The organism is Plantactinospora sp. KBS50, from assembly GCF_002285795.1.
Taxonomy (GTDB): Bacteria; Actinomycetota; Actinomycetes; order Mycobacteriales; family Micromonosporaceae; genus KBS50.
In genome coordinates, this window is record NZ_CP022961.1 from 4,554,438 (window position 1) to 4,574,905 (window position 20,468).

A 20,468-nucleotide genomic window follows, 5' to 3' on the forward strand; every position below is an offset into this window, starting at 1 on the left:
TGCGGATCGTGGATGTTCGTGGCCCCCTGGCGGGCAACGAACATCCACGATTCATTCGCCCGCCGGCGCTCAGCCGGGCCGGGACGGTCAGCCGGGCCAACCAGCGGCGGTGAGGGCAGCGCGAACCTGGGCAAGCACCTCGGCCGGCCGCTCCCGAACCGCCCACGCCGGGAACCGCAGCACCCGGAGCCCGGAGATCCACAGGTCGTTCTGCCGGCGCATGTCGGCCCACCAGTGGCCCACCTCCCGATGCTGCCCGCCGTCGATCTCCACCTGGAGCTTCCATTCGTCGAAGTACACGTCGAGATAGCGCCGGCGCCCGGCGGCATCGAGTCGCCGGACCTGCCGATCGGGCTCCGGCAGACCCGCCCGCCGGCACAGCCGCAGGAAGTCCGACTCCGCGATCGATCCTGCACCGTCGCGGGCGTCGGAGGCCGTTTCGAGGATCAACCGACGACGGCGCGCCCGCGGCATCCGGGCCAGCGCCTCGGCCAGTTCCTCCCCGGACAGCAGGCGCTGCTGGAAACTCGCGGCAACGATCGCCCGCGCCCGGTTGTCGTCCGGCGCCCACTGCGCCGCGTCCACTACCGAACGTGCCGGCATCGTGCACGGCGGTAGACCCATGCGGTGAATGTCCCCGTCCGGCAGGCGACGGGTGCGGTGGACGACAACGCCCGGCGCCGGGGCAAAGTCCCGGCGGCCGGCCGCGATCAACACGTGTACGCCCGGTGTGCCGTAGCCGCGCAGTCCCAGTTGCTCCAGCGCCGACGGTCCGGCCAGCACCGCCGGCCGCCCCGCCCCGGCCGCGAGCACACCGTGCCACCAGCGCTGTCGCCGGGTCATCGCTCCCGAATGGGCCAGATACACCCCACGCGAGACCACCTGCCATCGTCCGGTGGCAAGTCGGTGCCGCAGCGCCTTCGGGCTGAGATGACGCAGGGCCTGCCGGCGGCTGATCACTTCCTCCTGCATCCACAACAGGTGCACCAGAGGGTCCGCATCGGGATCGGGAAGCGGTCGTAACCCGGTGACCGGATCGGGACGGAACATACCGGTCAAGTGTGCCGACGGCCCCGTTCCCTGTCACCCGCACCAACCCGAACCTGTGGACAACCTCGCCCCACACCGGTCGGCCGAAACGATCGTGGATTGTTACTGCCCCCAGGAGGGCACCAAGAATCCACGATCAACCGGACCCCGCCGTCTCCGATGCGCGGAACCCGCCCGAACGTCCCACCCACCCCGCATGATCAACCCCGCGTGACGTCCGAATCGACGGAATCAGCCCACCCCCCAACGCGTTACACCCACCGAACCCCCACAACAGCCAGGCCCACCACCCGCCGGAACGCCCTCACCCCCGGCCAACCCCACGACGCCCCCCCGGGGAACACCCCCCACCCCGGCCGCGTTACACACCCACCCGGGCCACCCCCACACCCCCGCGCGTGACCACCCCGCGCACACCCCCACGGATGAAAGGCGATCAACCATGACCACCTTCACCCGCATCCTCACCCACACCACCAGCCCCCTCCTCCGCAAGGCCGCCCTCACCACCGCCGGCCTCGCCTTCACCACCGGCGCCATCGCCGGCCCCCTCACCCTCACCACCGAAGCCCACGCCACCCCCACCCACACCGCCACACAAACCGACCGAAACAACAACGACCGCGGCCACACCAACAAGGAACTGAAACTGGACTACCAACCCCAACCCAACTTCTACTACTGCGGCCCCGCCGCCACCCGCAACGCCCTCTCCGCCGACGGCCACGGCATCTCCATGGACGACCTCGCCACCGAAATGGGCACCACCGAAAACGGCACCAACAGCGCCGAAGACACCACCCGCGCCCTCAACAAGGCCCTCGGCACCGACAAATACCACACCACCGCCCTACCCAACCCCACCATCACCCCCGAACAAACCACCCAACTCCAACACGACATCAAAACCACCATCGACGACAACCGCGCCCTCGTCGCCAACATCGCCGGCACCACCACCGACACCAACAACACCACCCACACCTACCAAGGCGGCCACTACATCGCCATCCACGGCTACCGCGACAACGCCCAACAAATCAAAATCGCCGACTCCGCCAACCCCAACGTCGCCAGCTACTGGATCACCACCACCAACCTCGCCAACTGGATGGCCACCCGCGGCTACAGCCACTAACCACACCACCACACCAACCCCGAAGGGCCGGCCCACCACAAGCCGGCCCTTCACCCACCCCGGCACCGCCCGGGACCGGCCGCCACCCCGGGCGGAACGCTCCACATCGGCCCCTATCCAGGGGCATCGACGGTTGTTACCATCCGGTTCCGAGTTTGTTTCACATACGCTCGTGCCGGAGGGATCCCCCCATGTCCCGACGTACCGTCGCGGTTTTCACCGCCCTGATCACCGCGACGGCCGTCGCGGTGCTGCCGCCCACGGCGCCGGCCGGTGCCGCCGCCGCCACCCCACCGCCCGACTACTGCCTGGACCAGTGCGCCGACATCGTCCCCCCGGGCGAGAACGGCAACGCCACCCTGGTCGACATCCTCGCCCACCAGACTCTTGGCACCCGGCCGGCGCACTCTGCCGACCAGCTCAAGCCGTACGCCAATCTGGTCTCCGCCTACACCGGGCTGACCGACGAGCAGATCGCCAACTTCTACAACGACGCGTCCTTCGGCGTACCGGCCGGACAGGTCGAACGCAGCTACTCCCCCCGCAGCGACGTGACGATCCTCCGGGACAAGGCCACCGGCGCCCCGCACGTCACCGGCACGACCCGGGCCGGCACCATGTTCGGCGCCGGGTACGCCGGCGCCGAGGACCGGCTGTGGGTGATGGACCTGCTGCGCCGGGTCGGTCGGGGCCAGCTCACCCCGTTCGCCGGCGGCGCGCCGGGCAACCGGGAACTGGAACAGAGCGTCTGGCGCAACTCCCCGTACACCGAGGCGGACCTGCAACGCCAGGTGGACACGCTGCGCACCAAGGGCACCCGGGGCCAGCAGTTGTACACCGACGTCGAGCAGTACGTCGCCGGCATCAACGCCTACATCGCGCACTGCATGTCCGCGCGCAACTGCCCCGGCGAGTACGTCCTCACCGGCCACCTCGACGCGATCACCAACGAGGGCGGCCCCGAGCAGTTCAAGATGACCGACCTGATCGCCACGGCCGGCGTGGTCGGCGGCCTCTTCGGCGGCGGTGGCGGCGGCGAGGTCCCCTCGGCCATCGCCCGGGTCACCGCGCGGGCACGGTACGGCGCCACCGAGGGCGACCGGGTGTGGAAGGCGTTCCGCGAGCAGAACGACCCGGAGGCGGTCACCACCGTCCACAACGGGCAGACCTTCCCGTACGGCGACGCCGACGACAACGCCCCCGGGGTGGCGCTGCCGGATGCCGGCACCACCCGGCCGGAGCCGGTGGTGGCGAACCCGACGGGCTCCGCCGGTTCGACCGCGGCCGTCGGCCCGGACACCGCCAGCCGGCGCGGCATGTCGAACGCCGTGGTCATCTCGGCGGCGCACTCGGCCAGCGGCCACCCGATCGCGGTCTTCGGGCCGCAGACCGGCTACTTCTCCCCGCAGTTGCTGATGTTGCAGGAACTCCAGGGTCCCGGGATCAGCGCCCGCGGCGTGGCGTTCGCCGGCCTCAACATGTACGTGCTGCTGGGCCGGGGCCAGGACTACTCGTGGAGCGCCACCTCCGCCTCGCAGGACATCACCGACACGTACGCCGTACCGCTGTGCAACACCGACGGGTCGGCTCCGAGTCTGACCTCGACGGGTTACCGGTGGCACGGCCAGTGTCTGCCGATGGAGCGGCTGGTGCGCAGCAACTCCTGGAAGCCGACGCTCGCCGACGGCACCCCCGTCGGCTCGTACGACCTGGTCAGCCTCCGGACCCGGTACGGCCTGGTCGCCTACCGGGGCACCGTGGGCGGTACGCCGGTGGCGTACACCCAGTTGCGCTCGACGTACCGGCACGAGGCCGACTCGGCGATCGGGTTCCAGGCGTTCAACGACCCGGCCGCCATGGGCACCCCGGCGGACTTCCAGGCCAGCGCCGCCACCGTCGGGTACGCGTTCAACTGGTTCTACGTCAACGCCAACGACACCGCGTACTTCAACTCCGGCGACAACCCGGTCCGGCCGGCCGGCGCCAACCCGAACCTGCCGACCCGGGCGGACCCGGCGTACGAGTGGGTGGGCTGGGACCCGGACGCGAACACCGCGCAGCTCGCCCCGGCGGCCCAGCATCCGCAGGCGGTCAACCAGGACTACTTCGTGAGCTGGAACAACAAGCAGGCGCCGGGGTACGGCGCGGCCGACGGCAACTTCAGCTTCGGCGCGGTGCACCGGGCGAACCTGCTGGATCAGCGGGTACGCGCGGCCACCGCGGCCGGCAAGCTGGGCCGCTCCGACGTGGTACGCCTGGTCGAGGAGGCGGCGCTGACCGATCTGCGGGCCGAGAACCTGCTGCCCGAGTTGCTGCGGATCCTGGACGGGCAACCCGGCCAGGCGGCGAACGTGGCCGCGCTGCGGTCCTGGCTGGCCGACGGCGCCCGCCGGGTGGAGACCTCGCCGGGCTCGCACACGTACGCGCACGCCGACGCGATCCGGCTGTTCGACGCGGCCTGGCCGCGGCTGGTGGAGGCGGCGTTCGCCGGTGGCCTCGGCACCGACCTGTACAACGCGCTGGTCGGGGTGATCCAGGTCAACGAGTCGCCCAGCGGCGGCCAGGGCAGCGGGGCGGGCCACTCCGGCGCCAAGCACGTCGGCTCGGCGTTCCAGTACGGCTGGTGGGGCTACCTGGACAAGGACCTGCGGTCGGTGCTCGGTGACCCGGTCTCCGGCGGGCTGGGCCGGACGTACTGCGGTGGCGGCGACCTGGCCGCCTGCCGGCAGGCGCTGGCCGGCGCGTTGGACGCGGCGGCGGCCGAGCCGGCGACGGTGACCTATCCGGGTGACGGCGACTGCGCGGCCGGGGACCAGTGGTGCGCGGACAGCATCATCCAGTCTCCGCTGGGCGGCATCACCCAGGACAAGATCTCCTGGCAGAACCGGCCCACGTACCAGCAGGTGGTGTCGTTCCCGGCGCGCCGCGGCGACGACATCACGAACCTGGCCCGGGGCGCGTCGGTGAGCGCCAACGGCACGTTCCTCGGCTTCTCCGCCGCCGCCGCGGTGGACGGGGACCGCAGCACCCGGTGGAGCAGTTGGTGGACCGACAACCAGTCGTTCACGGTGGATCTCGGCTCGGCCCGCACGGTCGGCCGGGTGATCCTGCGCTGGGAGACCGCGTACGGCAAGGCGTACCGGATCGAGACCTCGACCGACGGGCAGAGCTGGCGCCAGGCGTTCAGCACCACGACCGGCAACGGCGGCAACGACGTGATCACGTTCCCCGCCGCGAGCGCCCGGTACGTCCGGATGGTCGGGGTGCAGCGCGGCACGTCGTACGGCTATTCGCTGTGGGAGTTCGAGGTGTACCCGCGCTGATCCGGGCCGGCCGGTGCGCGTTGCGGCCGTCCGGCTGAGCCGGGGAGGGGCCCCCTGAATAATCGGGGGGCCCTTCCTCCTTTCCCGCCACCCGCACGGAGCCGCCGATGACCACCCCGACCGACGCCCGGCTGATGGCCGGCACCGACCTCGCCCGAGACATCGTGACGGCCGCCGCCGCGCGGGCCGCCGACCTCACCGCCGGCACAGGGGTACGCCCCTGCCTGGCCACCGTGCTGGTCGGCGACGACCCGGCGTCGCAGACGTACGTCCGGATGAAGCGCAACCGGTCCGCGCAGGCGGGGATCGACTCGCGGCACGTGCCGCTGCCCGCCGGCATCGACACGGCGGAACTGGTACGGCGCATCGGTGAGCTGTCCGCCGACCCGGCGGTGCACGGCATCCTGCTGCAACATCCGGTGCCGGCCGGCATCGACGAGCGGGCCGCGTTCGAGGCCATCGACCCGGCCAAGGACGTCGACGGGGTGACCATGCACTCGTTCGGCGCCATGGCGTTCGGCCGGCCCGGCTTCGCCTCCTGCACCCCCGGCGGGATCCTCCGGCTGCTGGAGGCGTACGAGGTGCCGCTGGCCGGGCGGCGGGCCGTGGTGATCGGGCGCAGCCCGATCCTCGGCCGGCCGGTCGGGATGCTGCTGCTGGCCCGGGACGCCACGGTGACGTACTGCCACTCGCGCACGACCGGCCTGCCCGGCCTGGTCCGGGACGCCGACATCGTGGTGGCCGCGGTGGGCCGGCCGCGGTTCGTCGCCGGAGACTGGGTGAAGCCCGGGGCCGCCGTGGTGGACGCCGGCTACCACCCGGGCGGGGTGGGTGACGTGGACTTCGCGGCGGCCCGCGAACGCGCCGGACTGATCACTCCGGTACCGGGCGGGGTCGGGCCGATGACCATCGCCGTGCTGCTGGAGCAGACGGTGGCGGCGGCCGAGGCGCAGGTCTCAGGCCGCCCCGGTGCCGTCGGCGCCGGGTGAGGGCAGTTCGGGCAGGTCCGCGCCCTCCTCGTCGGCGACCGGACCGGGTTCGAGGACGGCGTCGGGGGCGCAGGACACCACCACCCGGTAGCTGAGGCCGAGGTTCGACCAGATGTCGCCGCGCAGCCACAGGCAGAGGCCGACGCCGGGCTGCCCCTCCGGGTGCTCGTAGAACTCGACGATCGGCTCGGCCAGGGCGCCGACCAGTCCCTGAGTGCCCTGCGCCGTGCCGGCCACCTGCATCAGCGCGCCGGTGACCTGCACCTCGACGTCGGCCAGCGCCTCGACGTCGTACCAGTGGGTGTCCGGCAGGAACAGCCGGGCGTCGACCTGGCGGCGCCGGTAGTCCGGGCCGGCCAGCCCGGTGTCCCCCTGCGGCCGGTCGCCGATCCAGGCGACACCGGCGTACGCGGTGTGCAGCCGGCGCGCGTCGGGCCGCTCCGGGTCGACGGGGAAGGCGGTGACGACGGAGTCGAGCCGGGGCTGGGCGCTCAGGTGGACCTCTGCGGCGATCACGGGCGGCACCCTAGCATCGCGCGACCCCGCACCGGGTCACCGCACGCCGCGCGCGAGCCCGCGACGGCACCGGCGCGGGGCGGCGCGGCGCGGCGTCAGCCCGTGGCGAGGAACTCCAGGCGGTTGCCGTGCGGGTCGTGGGTGTGGAAGCGGCGCAGGCCGGGCACCTCGTCGTTGCCCCAGGCCACGTCGTAGCCGGCGGCCACGAGCCGGTCGGCCAGCGCGTCCAGGTCGGGCCAGAGCAGTCCGGGGTGGGCCTTGCGGGCCGGCCGGAAGTCGTCCTCGACCCCGAGGTGCAGCTCGATGCCGGGCCGCGCCCCGGGCGCGGCCCGGTCCGGCTGCCCCGCCGGGGCGGCGTCCAGCCGGTCCGGCGTGACGAACCAGCAGCCGCCGCGGGCCGCCAGGGCGGGTGGCTTCGGCTTCTCCACCAGGCCGAGCAGTCCGACGTAGTAGCGCCGTAACGTCTCCTCGGAGCCCCGCGGACAGGCAAGCTGGACATGATGGATCATGGTGACCTCCCCTGGCGACAGCGTGACACGGGGTTGCGCGAATAGCAAGACGGACGTACGGTTTTACGGGTCTCGGACCGGCGGCGCCCCACGGGGTTACCTCGGGCGGCTCCCGCGGTAAGAGGTACGACAGACGTAGGGACTACCGGCGGCGGCGCCGCGGTAGGCCAGGCCGGCGGAACTGCGATGAAGGAGTACGACGTGGCGAGCCTCGACACCTTCGGTGCCAGGAGTGAGCTGCGCGTCGGAGACGCGAGCTACGAGATTTTCCGGATCGACACGGTGGACGGGCACGCCACCCTGCCGTACAGCCTGAAGATCCTCCTGGAGAACCTGCTGCGGACGGAGGACGGCGCCAACATCACCGCCGACCACATCCGCCAGCTCGGCGGCTGGGACCCGGACGCGGACCCCAGCGTGGAGATCCAGTTCACCCCCGCCCGGGTGCTCATGCAGGACTTCACCGGCGTGCCCTGCGTGGTCGACCTGGCCACCATGCGGGAGGCCGTCCGCGACCTGGGCGGCGACCCGACCCGGGTCAACCCGCTGGCCCCCGCCGAGCTGGTCATCGACCACTCGGTGATCGCCGACCTGTTCGGCCGGGAGGACGCCTTCGCCCGCAACGTCGAGCTGGAGTACCAGCGCAACAAGGAGCGCTACCAGTTCCTGCGCTGGGGTCAGTCGGCCTTCAACGAGTTCAAGGTGGTGCCGCCGGGCACCGGCATCGTGCACCAGGTCAACATCGAGTACCTGGCCCGCACGATCATGGAACGCGGCGGCCAGGCGTACCCGGACACCGTGGTGGGCACCGACTCGCACACCACGATGGTCAACGGCCTCGGCGTGCTCGGCTGGGGCGTGGGCGGCATCGAGGCCGAGGCCGCGATGCTCGGCCAGCCGGTCAGCATGCTGATCCCCCGGGTCGTCGGCTTCAAGCTGCACGGCGAGATGCCGGCCGGCACCACCGCCACCGACCTGGTGCTGACCATCACCGAGATGCTGCGCAAGCACGGTGTGGTGGGCAAGTTCGTCGAGTTCTACGGCCCCGGCGTGAGCGCCGTGCCGCTGGCCAACCGGGCCACCATCGGCAACATGTCCCCCGAGTACGGCTCCACCGTGGCGATCTTCCCGATCGACGCCGAGACGGTGAACTACCTGAAGCTCACCGGCCGCACCGAGCAGCAGGTCGCGCTCGTCGAGGCGTACGCCCGGCAGCAGGGCCTCTGGCACGACCCGGACCACGAGCCGGACTACTCCGAGCGGCTCGAGCTGGACCTGTCCACCATCGAACCGTCCCTGGCCGGCCCGAAGCGCCCGCAGGACCGGGTGCCGCTGGGCAACGCCAAGACGCTGTTCCGGTCCGCGCTCACCGACTACGTGGCCACCGACGAAGCCAGCGGCGGATCCGGCGCCAGCGCCGACGGCGCCCGGCCGACCCGCCGCAACGGCACCAACGGACCCGCCGACGAGGCCAGCGCCGAGTCGTTCCCGGCCAGCGACCCGCCGGCCAACGACGTCCAGGACGCCGCCGACGCCCCGCGGGAGATCGTCACCGCCGCGGTCGGCTCCGGCGGCCGGGCCAGCAACCCGATCCGGGTCACCGGCGACGACGGTACGCAGTTCGAACTCGACCACGGCGCCGTGGTGATCGCCGCCATCACCTCCTGCACCAACACCTCGAACCCGCAGGTCATGATCGGCGCGGCGCTGCTGGCCCGCAACGCGGTGGAGCGGGGACTGTCCCGCAAGCCCTGGGTGAAGACCACCCTCGCGCCCGGGTCGAAGGTGGTGATGGACTACTACGAGCGGGCCGGCCTCACGCCGTACCTGGAGAAGCTCGGCTTCCACCTCGTCGGCTACGGCTGCACCACCTGCATCGGCAACTCCGGCCCGCTGCCGGAGGCGGTCTCGGCCGCGGTCAACGAGAACGACCTGGCCGTGGTGTCCGTGCTGTCCGGCAACCGCAACTTCGAGGGCCGGATCAACCCGGACGTCAAGATGAACTACCTGGCCTCCCCGCCGCTGGTCGTGGCGTACGCGCTGGCCGGCACCATGGACGTCGACCTGGCCAACGAGCCGATCGGCGAGGACTCCACCGGGCAGCCGGTGTTCCTGCGGGACATCTGGCCGAGCAGCGCGGAGATCCAGGACGTCATCTCGGCCGCCATCGGCGCAACCGGCTTCGGCCAGGCGTACTCGGACGTGTTCGCCGGCGACGAGCGCTGGCGGTCGCTGCCCACCCCCACCGGCGACACGTTCGCCTGGGAGGACGACTCGACGTACGTCCGCAAGCCCCCCTACTTCGAGGGCATGTCCCCCGCGCCGGCGCCGGTGGCCGACATCTCCGGCGCGCGGGTGCTGGCCAAGCTGGGTGACTCGGTGACCACCGACCACATCTCGCCGGCCGGTTCGATCAAGCCCGACTCCCCCGCCGGCCGCTACCTGGCCGAGCACGGCGTGCCGCGGCACGAGTTCAACTCGTACGGCTCCCGCCGGGGCAACCACGAGGTGATGATCCGGGGCACGTTCGCCAACATCCGGCTGCGCAACCAGCTCGTGCCGGGCGTGGAGGGCGGCGTCACCGTCAACCACCTGACCGGCGAGCAGACCTCGATCTACGACGCCTCCGTCGGGTACGCCGAGGCCGGCGTGCCGCTGGTGATCCTGGCCGGCAAGGAGTACGGCTCCGGATCGTCCCGCGACTGGGCCGCCAAGGGCACCATGCTGCTGGGCGTGCGGGCGGTGCTCGCCGAGTCCTACGAGCGGATCCACCGGTCCAACCTGATCGGCATGGGCGTGCTGCCGTTGCAGTACCCGTCCGGCACTACCGCCGGGTCGCTCGGGCTGGACGGCACCGAGACGTTCGCGATCAGCGGCGTGACCGCGCTGAACGACGGCGCGGTGCCGCGGACCGTGAAGGTCAGCACGGACACCGGCAAGGAGTTCGACGCGGTCGTGCGGATCGACACCCCGGGCGAGGCCGACTACTACCGGCACGGCGGCATCCTGCAGTACGTGCTGCGCAAGATGCTCGGCTGACGACCCGCAGGAAAGAGGCCCCTTCCGCCGCGCTCCGCGTGGAGCGCGGCGGAAGGGGCCCCTTCTTTTCCGCCGCAGCGGCGGTTCCGCCCGACCGGCGGGCGGAAACCGTCAGTTGCGGCTCTCCCGCAGCTTCATGGCGTGCTCCAGGAGGGTGATCAGGACCTCCTTGGCCGACTCCTTCTGCCGGGCGTCGCAGAGCACCACCGGGACGTCGGCATCCAGGTTCAGCGCCTGCTGCACCTCGTGCAGCGCGTACCGCTGGGTGCCGTCGAAACAGTTCACCGCCACGATGAACGGCGTGCCCCGGCCCTCGAAGTAGTCGATCGACGGGAAGCAGTCGGCCAGCCGACGGGTGTCGGCCAGCACCACCGCGCCCAGCGCGCCGAGTGCCAGTTCGTCCCAGACGAACCAGAAGCGGTCCTGGCCGGGCGTGCCGAACAGGTAGAGCACCAACTCGTCGCTGATGGTGATCCGGCCGAAGTCCATCGCCACCGTCGTGGTGGACTTCTGCTCCACCCCGGACAGGTCGTCGATGCCGACCCCGGTCTCGGTCAACACCTCCTCCGTACGCAGCGGCGGTGTCTCGCTGACCGCGCCCACCAGGGTGGTCTTGCCCACCCCGAAGCCACCGGCGATAAGGATCTTGATCCCGGTGGGTAGCCCGTCGCCAAGCCGGCGGTCAGAGTGCTCGTAGTCCATTGATAACCGCCTCGAAAACGCTGTCATCGGGAAGGGCGGTCGTCGCGCGCGGTTCGCGTACCCGCACCAGTTCGCGTTCGACCAGGTCGCCGAGCAGCACCCGGATTGTGCCCAACGGCAGATTGAGGTGGGCGGCGATCTCCGCCACGGACAGCGGGTGCTGACACAGGCCGACGATCGCGACGTGTTCCGGCCCCATGCCGACCTCCGCCGTCGGTGTTCGCTGAGTAGCGACCACCAACGAGATCAGGTCGAACGAGCCGGCCACCGGTCGGGCCCGACCGCGGGTGACCGCGTACGGGCGCACCACCGGGCCGGCGTGTTCGTCGACCCACTGCTCCGGTGTTGACTCATCGGGTTCCGGCATAGCCTCACCGTTCGCCCGGGGCGTCGGCCACCCGCTCGGGCGAGCTGAGGAACTTGCCCACCCTGGTCACCAGCATGGCCATCTCGTACGCAATGAGCCCCACGTCGGAGTCCTCGGCGGCCAGCACCGCGAGGCAGGCGTTGCGCCCGGCCGCGGTGACGAACAGGAACGACGACTGCATCTCGATGATGGTCTGCTGCACCTGGCCGCCGCCGAACCGCTTGCCGGCGCCGCGGGCCAGGCTCTGGATGCCGGCGGCCATCGCCGACAGGTGCTCTCCGTCGTCCCGCCCGAGGCCCCGCGACGAGGCGAGCAACAGCCCGTCGGTGGACAGGGCGATCGCGTGCTCCACCTGCTTCACCCGGCCGGCCAGGTCGTCCAGCAACCACGCCAGGTCAACGCTTGAAGCCGTCTGCTGCACCACTCGTTGTCCTCTTTCTACCTGCTGGATACGCCGTCATCATCGGCGGCGGGTGAATCGTCGGCGGGGGATACCGGGTCGGCGGGGGACGCCCGGTCGGGGGGCCGGGCTGTCCCGTCGGGTCCGGCTGTGCCGGGCGGTGTGGTCCCGTCGGCGGGGGCGCCGGGCACTGTCCGCACCTGCGGTGTGGCCGCCGGGTCGGGTGCCACACCGGTTGTGGCCGCCGCCGCGGGCGCTGTTGCGGGCGCCGTACCGGACTCCGGTCCGGGCGCCGGCTGCGCCCCGGAGCCGCCGGCTCCGTCGGCGGCGGCTGTCCCGGCGTCGCCGAGCTGGGCGGCCGCGGAGCGACCGCGCAGCGTTCCGCTCTGGTACGACGACATCATCCGCCGGACCTGCTCGGGCGGCCGGGCCGGCTGGTCGTCCTGCTCGGGCCCGTCCACCGGATCCGACTCCGACTTGAGCGGGGCGGCCAGGTTGGCCTGCCTGACCCGCACGGGCAGGCCGGCGGACGTCCGCTGTGCCTCGGCCGCGCTCTCCGGGCCGGCCGCCGGCCGGCGGTCCGGGCCGGTGGGGTCGGCCGAGGTCGGCTGGCCGCTCTCCGTGTCGTGCCCGACGCCCGAGGTGAGGTCCGCGGCCGGTCCGCGGCCGGCGGGGGCCGCCGGGGTCGCCGACCGGTTGGTGTCGGTCGCCGGCGCCGGTGGGCCACCGGGCCGCGCCGTACCGGGAGCGGCCGGGCCGGGCCGGGTGGCCGGCGGGGCGCCGGCGTCCGGCGCGGGGCGCCGGCGCATGACCTCCCGCAGATGTGCGCCGGGCACCCGGCGGCGCCGGGTGGGCAGCCCCTGCTCGTCGGTGCCGTTGAGCGGTTCACCGACCGGACCCGGCAGCGCGCCGGTGCTGGCACCGCCGGAGCCGGGCCGTACCGGCAGTTCGGTGGTCGGCTCGCTGAGCGCGCGGGCCACGGCGTCCTGGTACGGCGAGTTGCGGGGCCGGTCGCCGAGGGCTTCCGGTTCGCCCGATCCGGTCGGTTCGATCTCGTCGCCGGACGCCCGGCTCGGGGCCGGCAGCAGCGGCTCGTCGCGCAGCCCGGACGGCCGGTCGCGCTCGACGACCGCCACCGATCCACCGGTGGCCACCGGCGCCGCGTCGGCGCCCGTGCCGTCCGCACCGGGCAGCGCCGCGGCCGGCGCCGGGCCACCGCCGCCGGTCTCGTCCACGCCGTCGGGGTCGTCCGAGACGAGGTTCTGCGGTACGAGCACCACGGCCGTCGTGCCGCCGTACGGGGACTCCTTGAGCTGGACGCGGACCCCGTGCCGGTCGGTGAGCCGGCTGACCACGAACAGCCCGAGGCGACTGGCCGTGGCCAGGTTGAACTCGGACCGGTCCTGGATCCGGGAGTTGGCCATGGCCAGCTCGTCCTCGCCCATGCCGAGGCCGCGGTCCTCGATCTCGATGACGTACCCGTTGGCGACCGACTGGCCGCGGACCTCCACCGTGGTGTGCGGCGGGGAGAAGGACAGCGCGTTCTCGATCAGCTCGGCCAGCAGGTGGATGACGTCACCGACCGCCCGGCCGGCCAGCGCCACCGAGCCGAACGGCAGGACCGTCACCCGGGTGTAGTCCTCCACCTCGGCGACCGCGCCGCGGACCACGTCGACCATCGGCACGTTCCGCCGCCAGGCACGGCCGGGCGTGGAGCCGGAGAGCACGATGAGGTTTTCGGCGTTACGCCGCATCCGGGTGGCCAGGTGGTCGACCCGGAACAGGTCCTCCAGTTCCTCGGCGTCGGTCTCCCGCCGCTCCATCGCGTCCAGCAGGGTGAGCTGCCGGTGCACCAGGGCCTGCGTACGGCGGGCCAGGCTGAGGAAGATCTCCCGGACGTTGCGGCGCAGTTCGGCCTGCTCGACGGCGGTACGGATCGCGGTCTCCTGGACCGCGTTGAACGCCTGGCCCACCTGCCCGATCTCGTCGGTGCCGAATTCCAGTGGCGGCGCCTCGACGGCGACGTCCACCTTGTCGCCCCGACCCAGCCGTTCCACAAGCGAGGGCAGTCGCTCGTTGGCCAGCTTCCAGGCCGCCTCGCGCAGCCGCTCAAGCTGCTGGACCAGCGCCCGGGCGGTGGTGATCGAGACCACGATGGACGCGATGACGGCGATCAGGCCGAGGCCGGCGGCCAGGATCATCCGGATGATGACCCACGCCGCGACCGGGGTGGCCCGCTCGACGACCGAGTCACCGCCCTCCACGACCACCTGGTCCAGGTCGGCCAGTGCCGCCTCGGCGGTGTTGCGCCAGTCCAGCGCGCTCACCGGGAGCGTGCGCGCGGGATCGGCGGCGACCACCCGGTCCTCAAGGTCGCGGAACTTGCTGAACCCCGGCGCGTCGGCCATCTCGTCGAAGGCCGCGCGGTCCGAGTCCGGTAGTTCGCGCACGGTCTCGTCGGCCAGGAAGCGCTGCGCACCGACCATCTTGACGAACAACGTGTGCTCGGTCGTGGTCATCTTGCCGGCGGCGAGCGCACCGGCCAGCAACGCGTCCTCCTGGGAGGCCATCTCGCGGACCCGGTTGAGCCGGATCAGGTTCCGGGCGTCGGAGGCGATCTGCGGGTCGTCGAGGGCACCGAGCGCGCTGTAGACCCGGAACGCCGCATCCAGCACGCCGGTGAACGCCTGCGCGGTTTCGCTGCGGCTGATGGAGCCGGCGTCGATGGCGTCGCGGGTCTTCGCCAGCGCGTCGAGCTTGCCGGACAGGTCCCGGATCCGGCCCTGGAGTTCCTTGCCGGCGGCCATGTTCGCGCGCCAGCCCTCGGCCGACTCGCGGAACCGCGCGGCCAGCTCGATGCTGCGCTCGCGGCTCGCATTGAGCGCGGCCCGCTGCTGCTCCCCGGGCTGCGCCAGGTAGGTGACCGAAAGCCGCCGCTCAACCTGGAGCTCCTTCACGAGAGGCTCGCTCGGTTGGGCGATCTGGTTGTCATAGGTCTGGACCCAGAGCAGGTTCAGGCCGTCCCGTACGGTCACCCATGCCGCGAAGACCCAGAGTGCGGTCAGCGACAGCAGCAGGGCAACAACCTTGGTACGCAGGTTTGAACTGCGCGAACGCATCACACCGTCCCTGGCCGGACTTTTGACTGTCCCGTCAACAAATCTCGCGATCCGTCGCGCGGATCCCGGCGCACGCTAGCAGTGTCCGTGATCTGACTCAAGGGCCGGTCATCGAGCGTCATTCGAGGCTCACTCGGGGCCGATTGGAGCCGTCGATGCCTTGTCAACGGCGAAATCCCGCGTGACGTGCAGCGCAGCGATCACGGCGGCCCGCACGATGGCGATCGGGTGATACAAATCCTTGTCGTGCCAGAGCGCCGGGCCGGGGGCGTGTTCCGCGGCGGTCGCGAGGTACGAGCGTCCGATTCGGATCACCGCGGCCACGTCGGGCCGGCCGGACCCGGCGGACGCGAGCACCTGGAGCGCGTAGGCGGTCTCCTCGGCGGTGCCGGACCACCGGCCCCAGGAACCGTCCGGGCGCTGACCTGCCGACACCCGGTCGACCGCGCGGTCCAGCGCGGCATGGATCCCGTCGGCCTCGCCGTACCGGGCGAGCGCGAGCACCACGCAGGCGGTGGCGTAGTACGGCGACGCGTGCCAGCGGTCCGTCCAGGTCCCGTCCGGCCGCTGCTGGCGCAGCAGCCAGCCGGAGAGCCGCCGGACCGCGGATCCGGCCCACCCGTCCCCGGTCCGGTCGCAACTGCGCGCGGTCCGGTCCGAACCGTTTCCGATCCGGTCCGAGCCGGCGGCGGACCGGTCCGAACCCGTGGCCGTTCGGTCCAATGTGGTCGGCGGACTGTCCGATGCGGACTGGGCTTGGACCGGCGCGGCGTGCGGACCCAGCGCGTCCAGCACGTGCGCGTTGGTGGTGACCGAACTGCCGTCCTCGCCGGCCCAGGTGCAGAAGTGGTCGCCCAGGTCGAAGCCGCGCAGGCTGTCCGGCGGCACCGGCCGGCCGGCCAGCGCGAGCGCGTGCAGCAGCACGGACGTGGTGTCGGCGTCCGCCGGCAGCCCGGGGCCGGCGCAGGCACCCGCCGGGCCGAGCGCGCCGGCCAGGCCGTCGACCAGCTCCGCCGGGACCCGGTCGGACAGACCGGCCCGACACAGGTCGGCGACCACCCAGGCCCGCTCGAACACCTCGATCGGGATGGTGCACGGCACGGCGCCGGCTCGGGCCACCTCGCCCAGGTACGCCACGGCCGCCGGGTCGCCGTCCGGTCCGCCCAACCAGGCGGCGGTGGCCGCCGGGGAGGCACCGACCGTGCCGGGCGGCTCGGGACGGACCCCGGCCGCCCGCCGGGCCGCCGGGCCGATCGTCTCCAGCGCGTGCAACAGCTTCACCGGCACCGCCGTACCGGCGCCGAAAACGGCCCGGACCGCGGCCAGGCGCCGGGGTGACATGCCGGCCGGAAGGTCGACGCGGGTCGGCCCGCACCACCGCTCCAGGCCGGGCACCGGCCGCCCCGGCAGGCCGTCCAGGTGCGCGTTGATCCGCTCGGTCAGATCCGGCACGGTCAGGTCGGCGGCCGGCAGGTCCGGCAGCACCCCGCCGGAGGGCCAGCCCCGCCGCTCGGTGAGCGCGGCGAGCGCGCGGTCCACGGCCGAGGCGATCGCCGCCGCGGCGGTCGTTGTCGTCGCCGGCCCGCCGGTTGCTGCCGGCCCGGCGGCCGTCGCAGGCCCGCCGGTCGGCGCCGGCGCGGTGAGGACCGCCAGCAGCGCCTCGGTGGCGCTCAAGGTCGGCACCAGGTGGTACCCGTCGGGGGCGCCCCAGGTGCCGTCCGGATGCTGGCCGGCCACCAGCCACGCGATCCGGTCGGCGTGGCCCACCAGCCAGGGGGCGCCGCTGACCAGCCGGCCCGTCTCGTACACCGAGGCCGACACCTGACCCTGCGGGCTGGCGATCATTCCCGCCACCAGCCGGCCCACCGGGTCGGCCGGCGACGGGTCCCGCACCACCGGCTGCCGGGGCCGCGGGGCCGCGTCGTGCCCGACCGTACGGTCGCCGACCGGCGCCTGGACGTCGGTCACCGCCGCCCCCAGAAGTCACCCAGCCGGTAGAAGCCGGAGCTGAAGCCGATCTGCCGCAACAGGTAGGCGACCTCCTGCGGGCAGTCCTCGGCGATCGGCGCCAACTGCTCGCGGCACAGCTCGGTCAGCTCGGCGATCTGCTGCCGCACCGCGTCCCGGTCCGGCCCCAGCATCAGTACGTTCAGGTCGCCCCAACCGGTGTCCCGGCCGTGCGTGGCCAGATCGTTGACCAGCCGCAGCGCGCGCTGCACCGTCCGTCCGGCCGTGGTCAGCGCCTCGATGTTGCGCAGCGCCGCGGGATCGGCCACGGCGATCCAGTGCCCCACGTTCACGAACGACGAACCGAAGTTGTCGGCGTTGTCCAGGTACTCCCGCACGGTGGGCCGGGCGGTGGCGCCCGACTTCCACGACCACTCCCGGGCCATCGCCGCGAGCATCAGGCCGAACTCCTCCCGCCACGCGCCGGAGCGCCCGGCGTAGGCGGGCGACCCGGCCAGCTCGTCGCGGATCTCGCCGAGGAACCGACCCAGCCCGTCGTCGGCCGGATCCGGCTCCGCGCCGTCCGCGACCGCCAGGCAGCGCGTCACCACCTCGTCCACCTCGGCCGCCGTACGCGCGCAGGTGTCGATCAACCAGTCGACCGCGAAGATCCACAGCGCCGTACGGTTGGCGACCCGCAGCTGTGCGGCGTCGTACCAGGGGGCGCCGAAGGCGGTCGCCTGGGACACGGCGCTGTACAGCGCGTCGTCGAACGGCCGGGCCGGGAAGATCGCACCGTAGCGCTGTGCGCACCCGCGCAGGTCGCGATGGCCGGCGGCGGCGACGGCACAGACGCGGCCGGCATCGGCGGCGGCGGCCAACGGGTCGGCGCCGATCAGAGTGGGGGGCACGGCGCTCTAGGCCGCGACCGCGCGGTCCACCGGCCGCAGCACGAGCCGTACCCGTTCCTTGGGCCGCAGGCTCGCGGCGACCTGCGGCGCCGGGATGCCAGGGGTGGTCACCTGGAACCGGAACCGGCTGAGGATGGTCGCCACGATCAATTGAGTCTCCAGATAGAACAGGTACTGGCCGAGACACTGGTGCGGCCCGCCGCCGAACGGATAGTGCGCGTACCGGTGCTGCTGGCGCGCGTTCTCCGGGGCGAAGCGGTCCGGGTCGAACTCGTTCGGCCGGTCCCAGACACCGGCCAGCCGCTGCGTCACGTACGGGCTGATGATCAGGTCGGCGCCGCGCTCGATGCGCACCCCGCCGATGACGTCGTCGCCGACCGCGGTCCGCGGCATCAGCCAGGCCACCGGATAGAGCCGCAGCAGCTCGTCCAGGACCATCCGGGTGTAGCGCAGTTCCTTCAGGTGGGTGCGCCGGACCGGACCGTCGCCGACCACGGTGTCGATCTCCGCGTACAGCCGTTCGGCCACCTCGGGGTGCGCCTGCAACATCGGCCAGAGCCAGGTGAGCAGCCCGAAGGTGGTCTCCGTGCTGGTGGCGAACATCGCCACGGCGTCGTTGCGGGCCTGCCGCTCGGTGACCGGCTGGCCCTCGTCGTCCACGGCCCGGGCCAGGGTGGCGATGATGTCGTCGCCCGAACCGGTCTGCGCCCGCTCCGAGCGCACCACCGGCAGCAGCACGTCGTCGATGGTCCGCACCCCGCCGTTGAACGCCCGGTCGCCGGGCATCGGGATCGCGTTCGGCACGAACGGGACCAACAGCCTCGGCAGGATGGCCACCGCGATACGGTCCTGCGCGGCGACGATCCGCAGCGCGTCCGGCACCGACACCTTGTCGGCGAAGAGCACGTTCATGATCGCCCGGCAGACGATCCGGGACAGCGCGGCGCCGATGTCGACCGACTCGCCCGCCGCCGCCGGGGCGCGCAGGTCGTCGACCGCGTCGCCGATCGCCTCCGCCATCCGGTCGGCCAGCGCGTCGATCCGCTTGGCCGTGAACAGCGGCTGGAGGGTGCGCCGGCTGGCCGCCCAGACCGGCCCCTCGGCCAGAATGCCCTCGCCGAACAGGCGCCGGACGGGCTGCCACAGCATGCCCTTGCCGTCCCGGACGTAGTTGTCGGCGTTGTCCCGCAGCACGTGCTGGACATGCGCGGGATCACTGATCAGATACGGCCGCACCGAGCCGAGGCCGAGCCGGAGCACTCCCCCGGCATGCTGGTCGCCGAACGCCACCAGGGCGCCGAGCGGGTCACGGACCAGGGCGGGCAACGCCGTACGGGCCGGGATGGTTGGTGCCTTGCTGCCGGTGGACGCGGGGGCTGACAGATCGGCCATGGGTCACCTGCTCGATAAACTCATCGCCTCCGCTCCACAATGGCGGTCGGCCGATGACAGGCGGCGGCGATGGTGATCCGGATTACGGTCCTGGCGAGCATGTCACCATCGTTCCGGTGACTCCAGCCCTCGTCCTGAGCGGCCCATCAGCCCACGTGATTGGGACGGCGATCGATCCGCAACCGCCTGACCAGCGCTTCGACGCCACGTCGCCGCCAACTCCGCTGGTCAATCAAGATCACCGGAGCTGTCATTTTGTGACGCACATCACAGAAGGTGACGAAGCGAGTACCCAACAATGGATCATCGCACGGCCGGACCCCGACCCCGACCGCGACCCACGTCGATCCCACACCGAGTCCGCGTCGACCCCCGCCTGCCCGGCAAGATCAACTCGTCTTCGGTGAAGTTGGGGTATCTGGGCGCCCTCAACCCCCCGACTTCGCCGAAGATGCGAGGGACCACGGATCCCCCGGTCACCTCGACAGGTTGATCTTGAATCCGGCGCCCCGACCCGTCCGGGGCTGTGAAAGGCTCGGGGCATGGACGACAAGACGATCATGGCTCGGATCACGGAGCTGGTCGACGAGGAACACCGGCTGCGCGGCCAGGTGCAGGCCGGCCAGGTCTCCACCGACGAGGAGCGGGACCGCCTCAACCACCTGGAAGAATCCCTCGACCAGTGCTGGGATCTGCTGCGCCGGCGCCGGGCGGCCCGGGACGCCGGCCAGGATCCGGAGACCACCGGCGCCCGCCCGGTGGACGAGGTGGAGCGGTACCTCCAGTAGCCACCCAGGCCGCGGGACGCGACGCGGACCGGCGCAGCACGGCCGCCGGAGACGCGGACGGGAAGGTGGACCGGCGGCCGGACCCGACACGGGCCGGCAGGACGCGGGCCGGACGCAACCACCCGCAGCACGGCCAGACGCGACGCCGGCCGGACGCGGGCCGGACGCAACCACCCGCAGCACGGCCAGACGCGACATCGGCCGGACGCGACGCCGGCCGGACGCGACGCCGGCCGGACGCGACGCCGGCCGGACGCGACGCCGGCGGAGACAAACCG

General features: G+C 72.5%; 15 protein-coding genes. 5 read left to right on the forward strand and 10 right to left on the reverse strand.

Annotated features, from left to right (window positions below):
• Positions 1 to 87: 87 nt before the first annotated feature.
• A complete protein-coding gene (locus tag CIK06_RS19505; RefSeq protein ID WP_232533737.1) occupies positions 88 to 987 on the reverse strand; it encodes a DUF559 domain-containing protein in 900 nt (299 codons plus the stop codon).
• A gap of 505 nt (positions 988 to 1,492) precedes the next feature.
• Between CIK06_RS19505 and CIK06_RS19510 the strand changes: the two genes are divergently transcribed.
• The 3 genes from CIK06_RS19510 (at position 1,493) to CIK06_RS19520 (ending at position 6,500) form a co-directional block, all read left to right on the forward strand.
• Positions 1,493 to 2,188: a C39 family peptidase gene (locus CIK06_RS19510; protein ID WP_095566036.1), complete on the forward strand. Its 696-nt coding sequence runs from the start codon at positions 1,493 to 1,495 to the stop codon at positions 2,186 to 2,188.
• Between the two features lie 191 nt (positions 2,189 to 2,379).
• On the forward strand, positions 2,380 to 5,511 hold the full coding sequence (locus CIK06_RS19515; protein WP_095566037.1) for a penicillin acylase family protein: 3,132 nt from the start codon (positions 2,380 to 2,382) through the stop codon (positions 5,509 to 5,511).
• 107 nt (positions 5,512 to 5,618) lie between these two features.
• Positions 5,619 to 6,500, forward strand: a complete 882-nt coding sequence (locus CIK06_RS19520; protein WP_095566038.1) for a bifunctional 5,10-methylenetetrahydrofolate dehydrogenase/5,10-methenyltetrahydrofolate cyclohydrolase — start codon at positions 5,619 to 5,621, stop codon at positions 6,498 to 6,500.
• Here CIK06_RS19520 and CIK06_RS19525 read toward each other — a convergent pair.
• Both CIK06_RS19525 and CIK06_RS19530 read right to left on the reverse strand, forming a co-directional pair.
• Entirely contained in the window at positions 6,468 to 7,016 is a 549-nt protein-coding gene (locus CIK06_RS19525) for a hypothetical protein (protein ID WP_157756868.1), read from the reverse strand. The genes CIK06_RS19520 and CIK06_RS19525 overlap by 33 nt on opposite strands.
• A 95-nt stretch (positions 7,017 to 7,111) precedes the next feature.
• Positions 7,112 to 7,525 carry a VOC family protein gene (locus tag CIK06_RS19530; RefSeq protein ID WP_095566040.1) on the reverse strand — a complete coding sequence of 138 codons (414 nt, stop codon included), beginning with the start codon at positions 7,523 to 7,525 and terminating at the stop codon, positions 7,112 to 7,114.
• Positions 7,526 to 7,711: 186 nt separating this feature from the next.
• Between CIK06_RS19530 and CIK06_RS19535 the strand changes: the two genes are divergently transcribed.
• On the forward strand, positions 7,712 to 10,564 hold the full coding sequence (locus tag CIK06_RS19535) for an aconitate hydratase (RefSeq protein ID WP_095566041.1): 2,853 nt from the start codon (positions 7,712 to 7,714) through the stop codon (positions 10,562 to 10,564).
• A 111-nt stretch (positions 10,565 to 10,675) separates the two neighbouring features.
• On the opposite strand, the gene CIK06_RS19540 is transcribed toward CIK06_RS19535, so the two are convergent.
• From CIK06_RS19540 to CIK06_RS19570, 7 genes are all read right to left on the reverse strand, one after another.
• Entirely contained in the window at positions 10,676 to 11,266 is a 591-nt protein-coding gene (locus tag CIK06_RS19540; RefSeq protein ID WP_095566042.1) for an ATP/GTP-binding protein, read from the reverse strand.
• Positions 11,247 to 11,633 carry a DUF742 domain-containing protein gene (locus CIK06_RS19545; RefSeq protein WP_095566043.1) on the reverse strand — a complete coding sequence of 129 codons (387 nt, stop codon included), beginning with the start codon at positions 11,631 to 11,633 and terminating at the stop codon, positions 11,247 to 11,249. Before CIK06_RS19545 ends, CIK06_RS19540 begins: the two co-directional genes overlap by 20 nt.
• Before the next feature lie 4 nt (positions 11,634 to 11,637).
• The gene (locus CIK06_RS19550) at positions 11,638 to 12,057 is read right to left on the reverse strand and encodes a roadblock/LC7 domain-containing protein (protein ID WP_095566044.1); all 420 of its coding nucleotides are present in this window, start codon (positions 12,055 to 12,057) and stop codon (positions 11,638 to 11,640) included.
• Between the two features lie 14 nt (positions 12,058 to 12,071).
• Positions 12,072 to 15,152: a sensor histidine kinase gene (locus tag CIK06_RS19555; protein WP_095566045.1), complete on the reverse strand. Its 3,081-nt coding sequence runs from the start codon at positions 15,150 to 15,152 to the stop codon at positions 12,072 to 12,074.
• A gap of 129 nt (positions 15,153 to 15,281) precedes the next feature.
• Positions 15,282 to 17,120, reverse strand: a complete 1,839-nt coding sequence (locus tag CIK06_RS19560; protein ID WP_095566046.1) for a prenyltransferase — start codon at positions 17,118 to 17,120, stop codon at positions 15,282 to 15,284.
• Positions 17,117 to 18,010, reverse strand: a complete 894-nt coding sequence (locus CIK06_RS19565; RefSeq protein ID WP_232533738.1) for a terpene synthase family protein — start codon at positions 18,008 to 18,010, stop codon at positions 17,117 to 17,119. The genes CIK06_RS19560 and CIK06_RS19565 overlap by 4 nt, the downstream gene beginning before the upstream one ends.
• A gap of 6 nt (positions 18,011 to 18,016) precedes the next feature.
• Positions 18,017 to 19,354, reverse strand: coding sequence for a cytochrome P450 (locus CIK06_RS19570; RefSeq protein ID WP_198348366.1), 1,338 nt, complete (start codon positions 19,352 to 19,354; stop codon positions 18,017 to 18,019).
• Positions 19,355 to 19,944: 590 nt separating this feature from the next.
• On the opposite strand from CIK06_RS19570, the gene CIK06_RS19575 reads away from it, so the two are divergent.
• The gene (locus CIK06_RS19575) at positions 19,945 to 20,190 is read left to right on the forward strand and encodes a DUF2630 family protein (RefSeq protein WP_095566048.1); all 246 of its coding nucleotides are present in this window, start codon (positions 19,945 to 19,947) and stop codon (positions 20,188 to 20,190) included.
• The last annotated feature ends 278 nt before the right edge of the window (positions 20,191 to 20,468 follow it).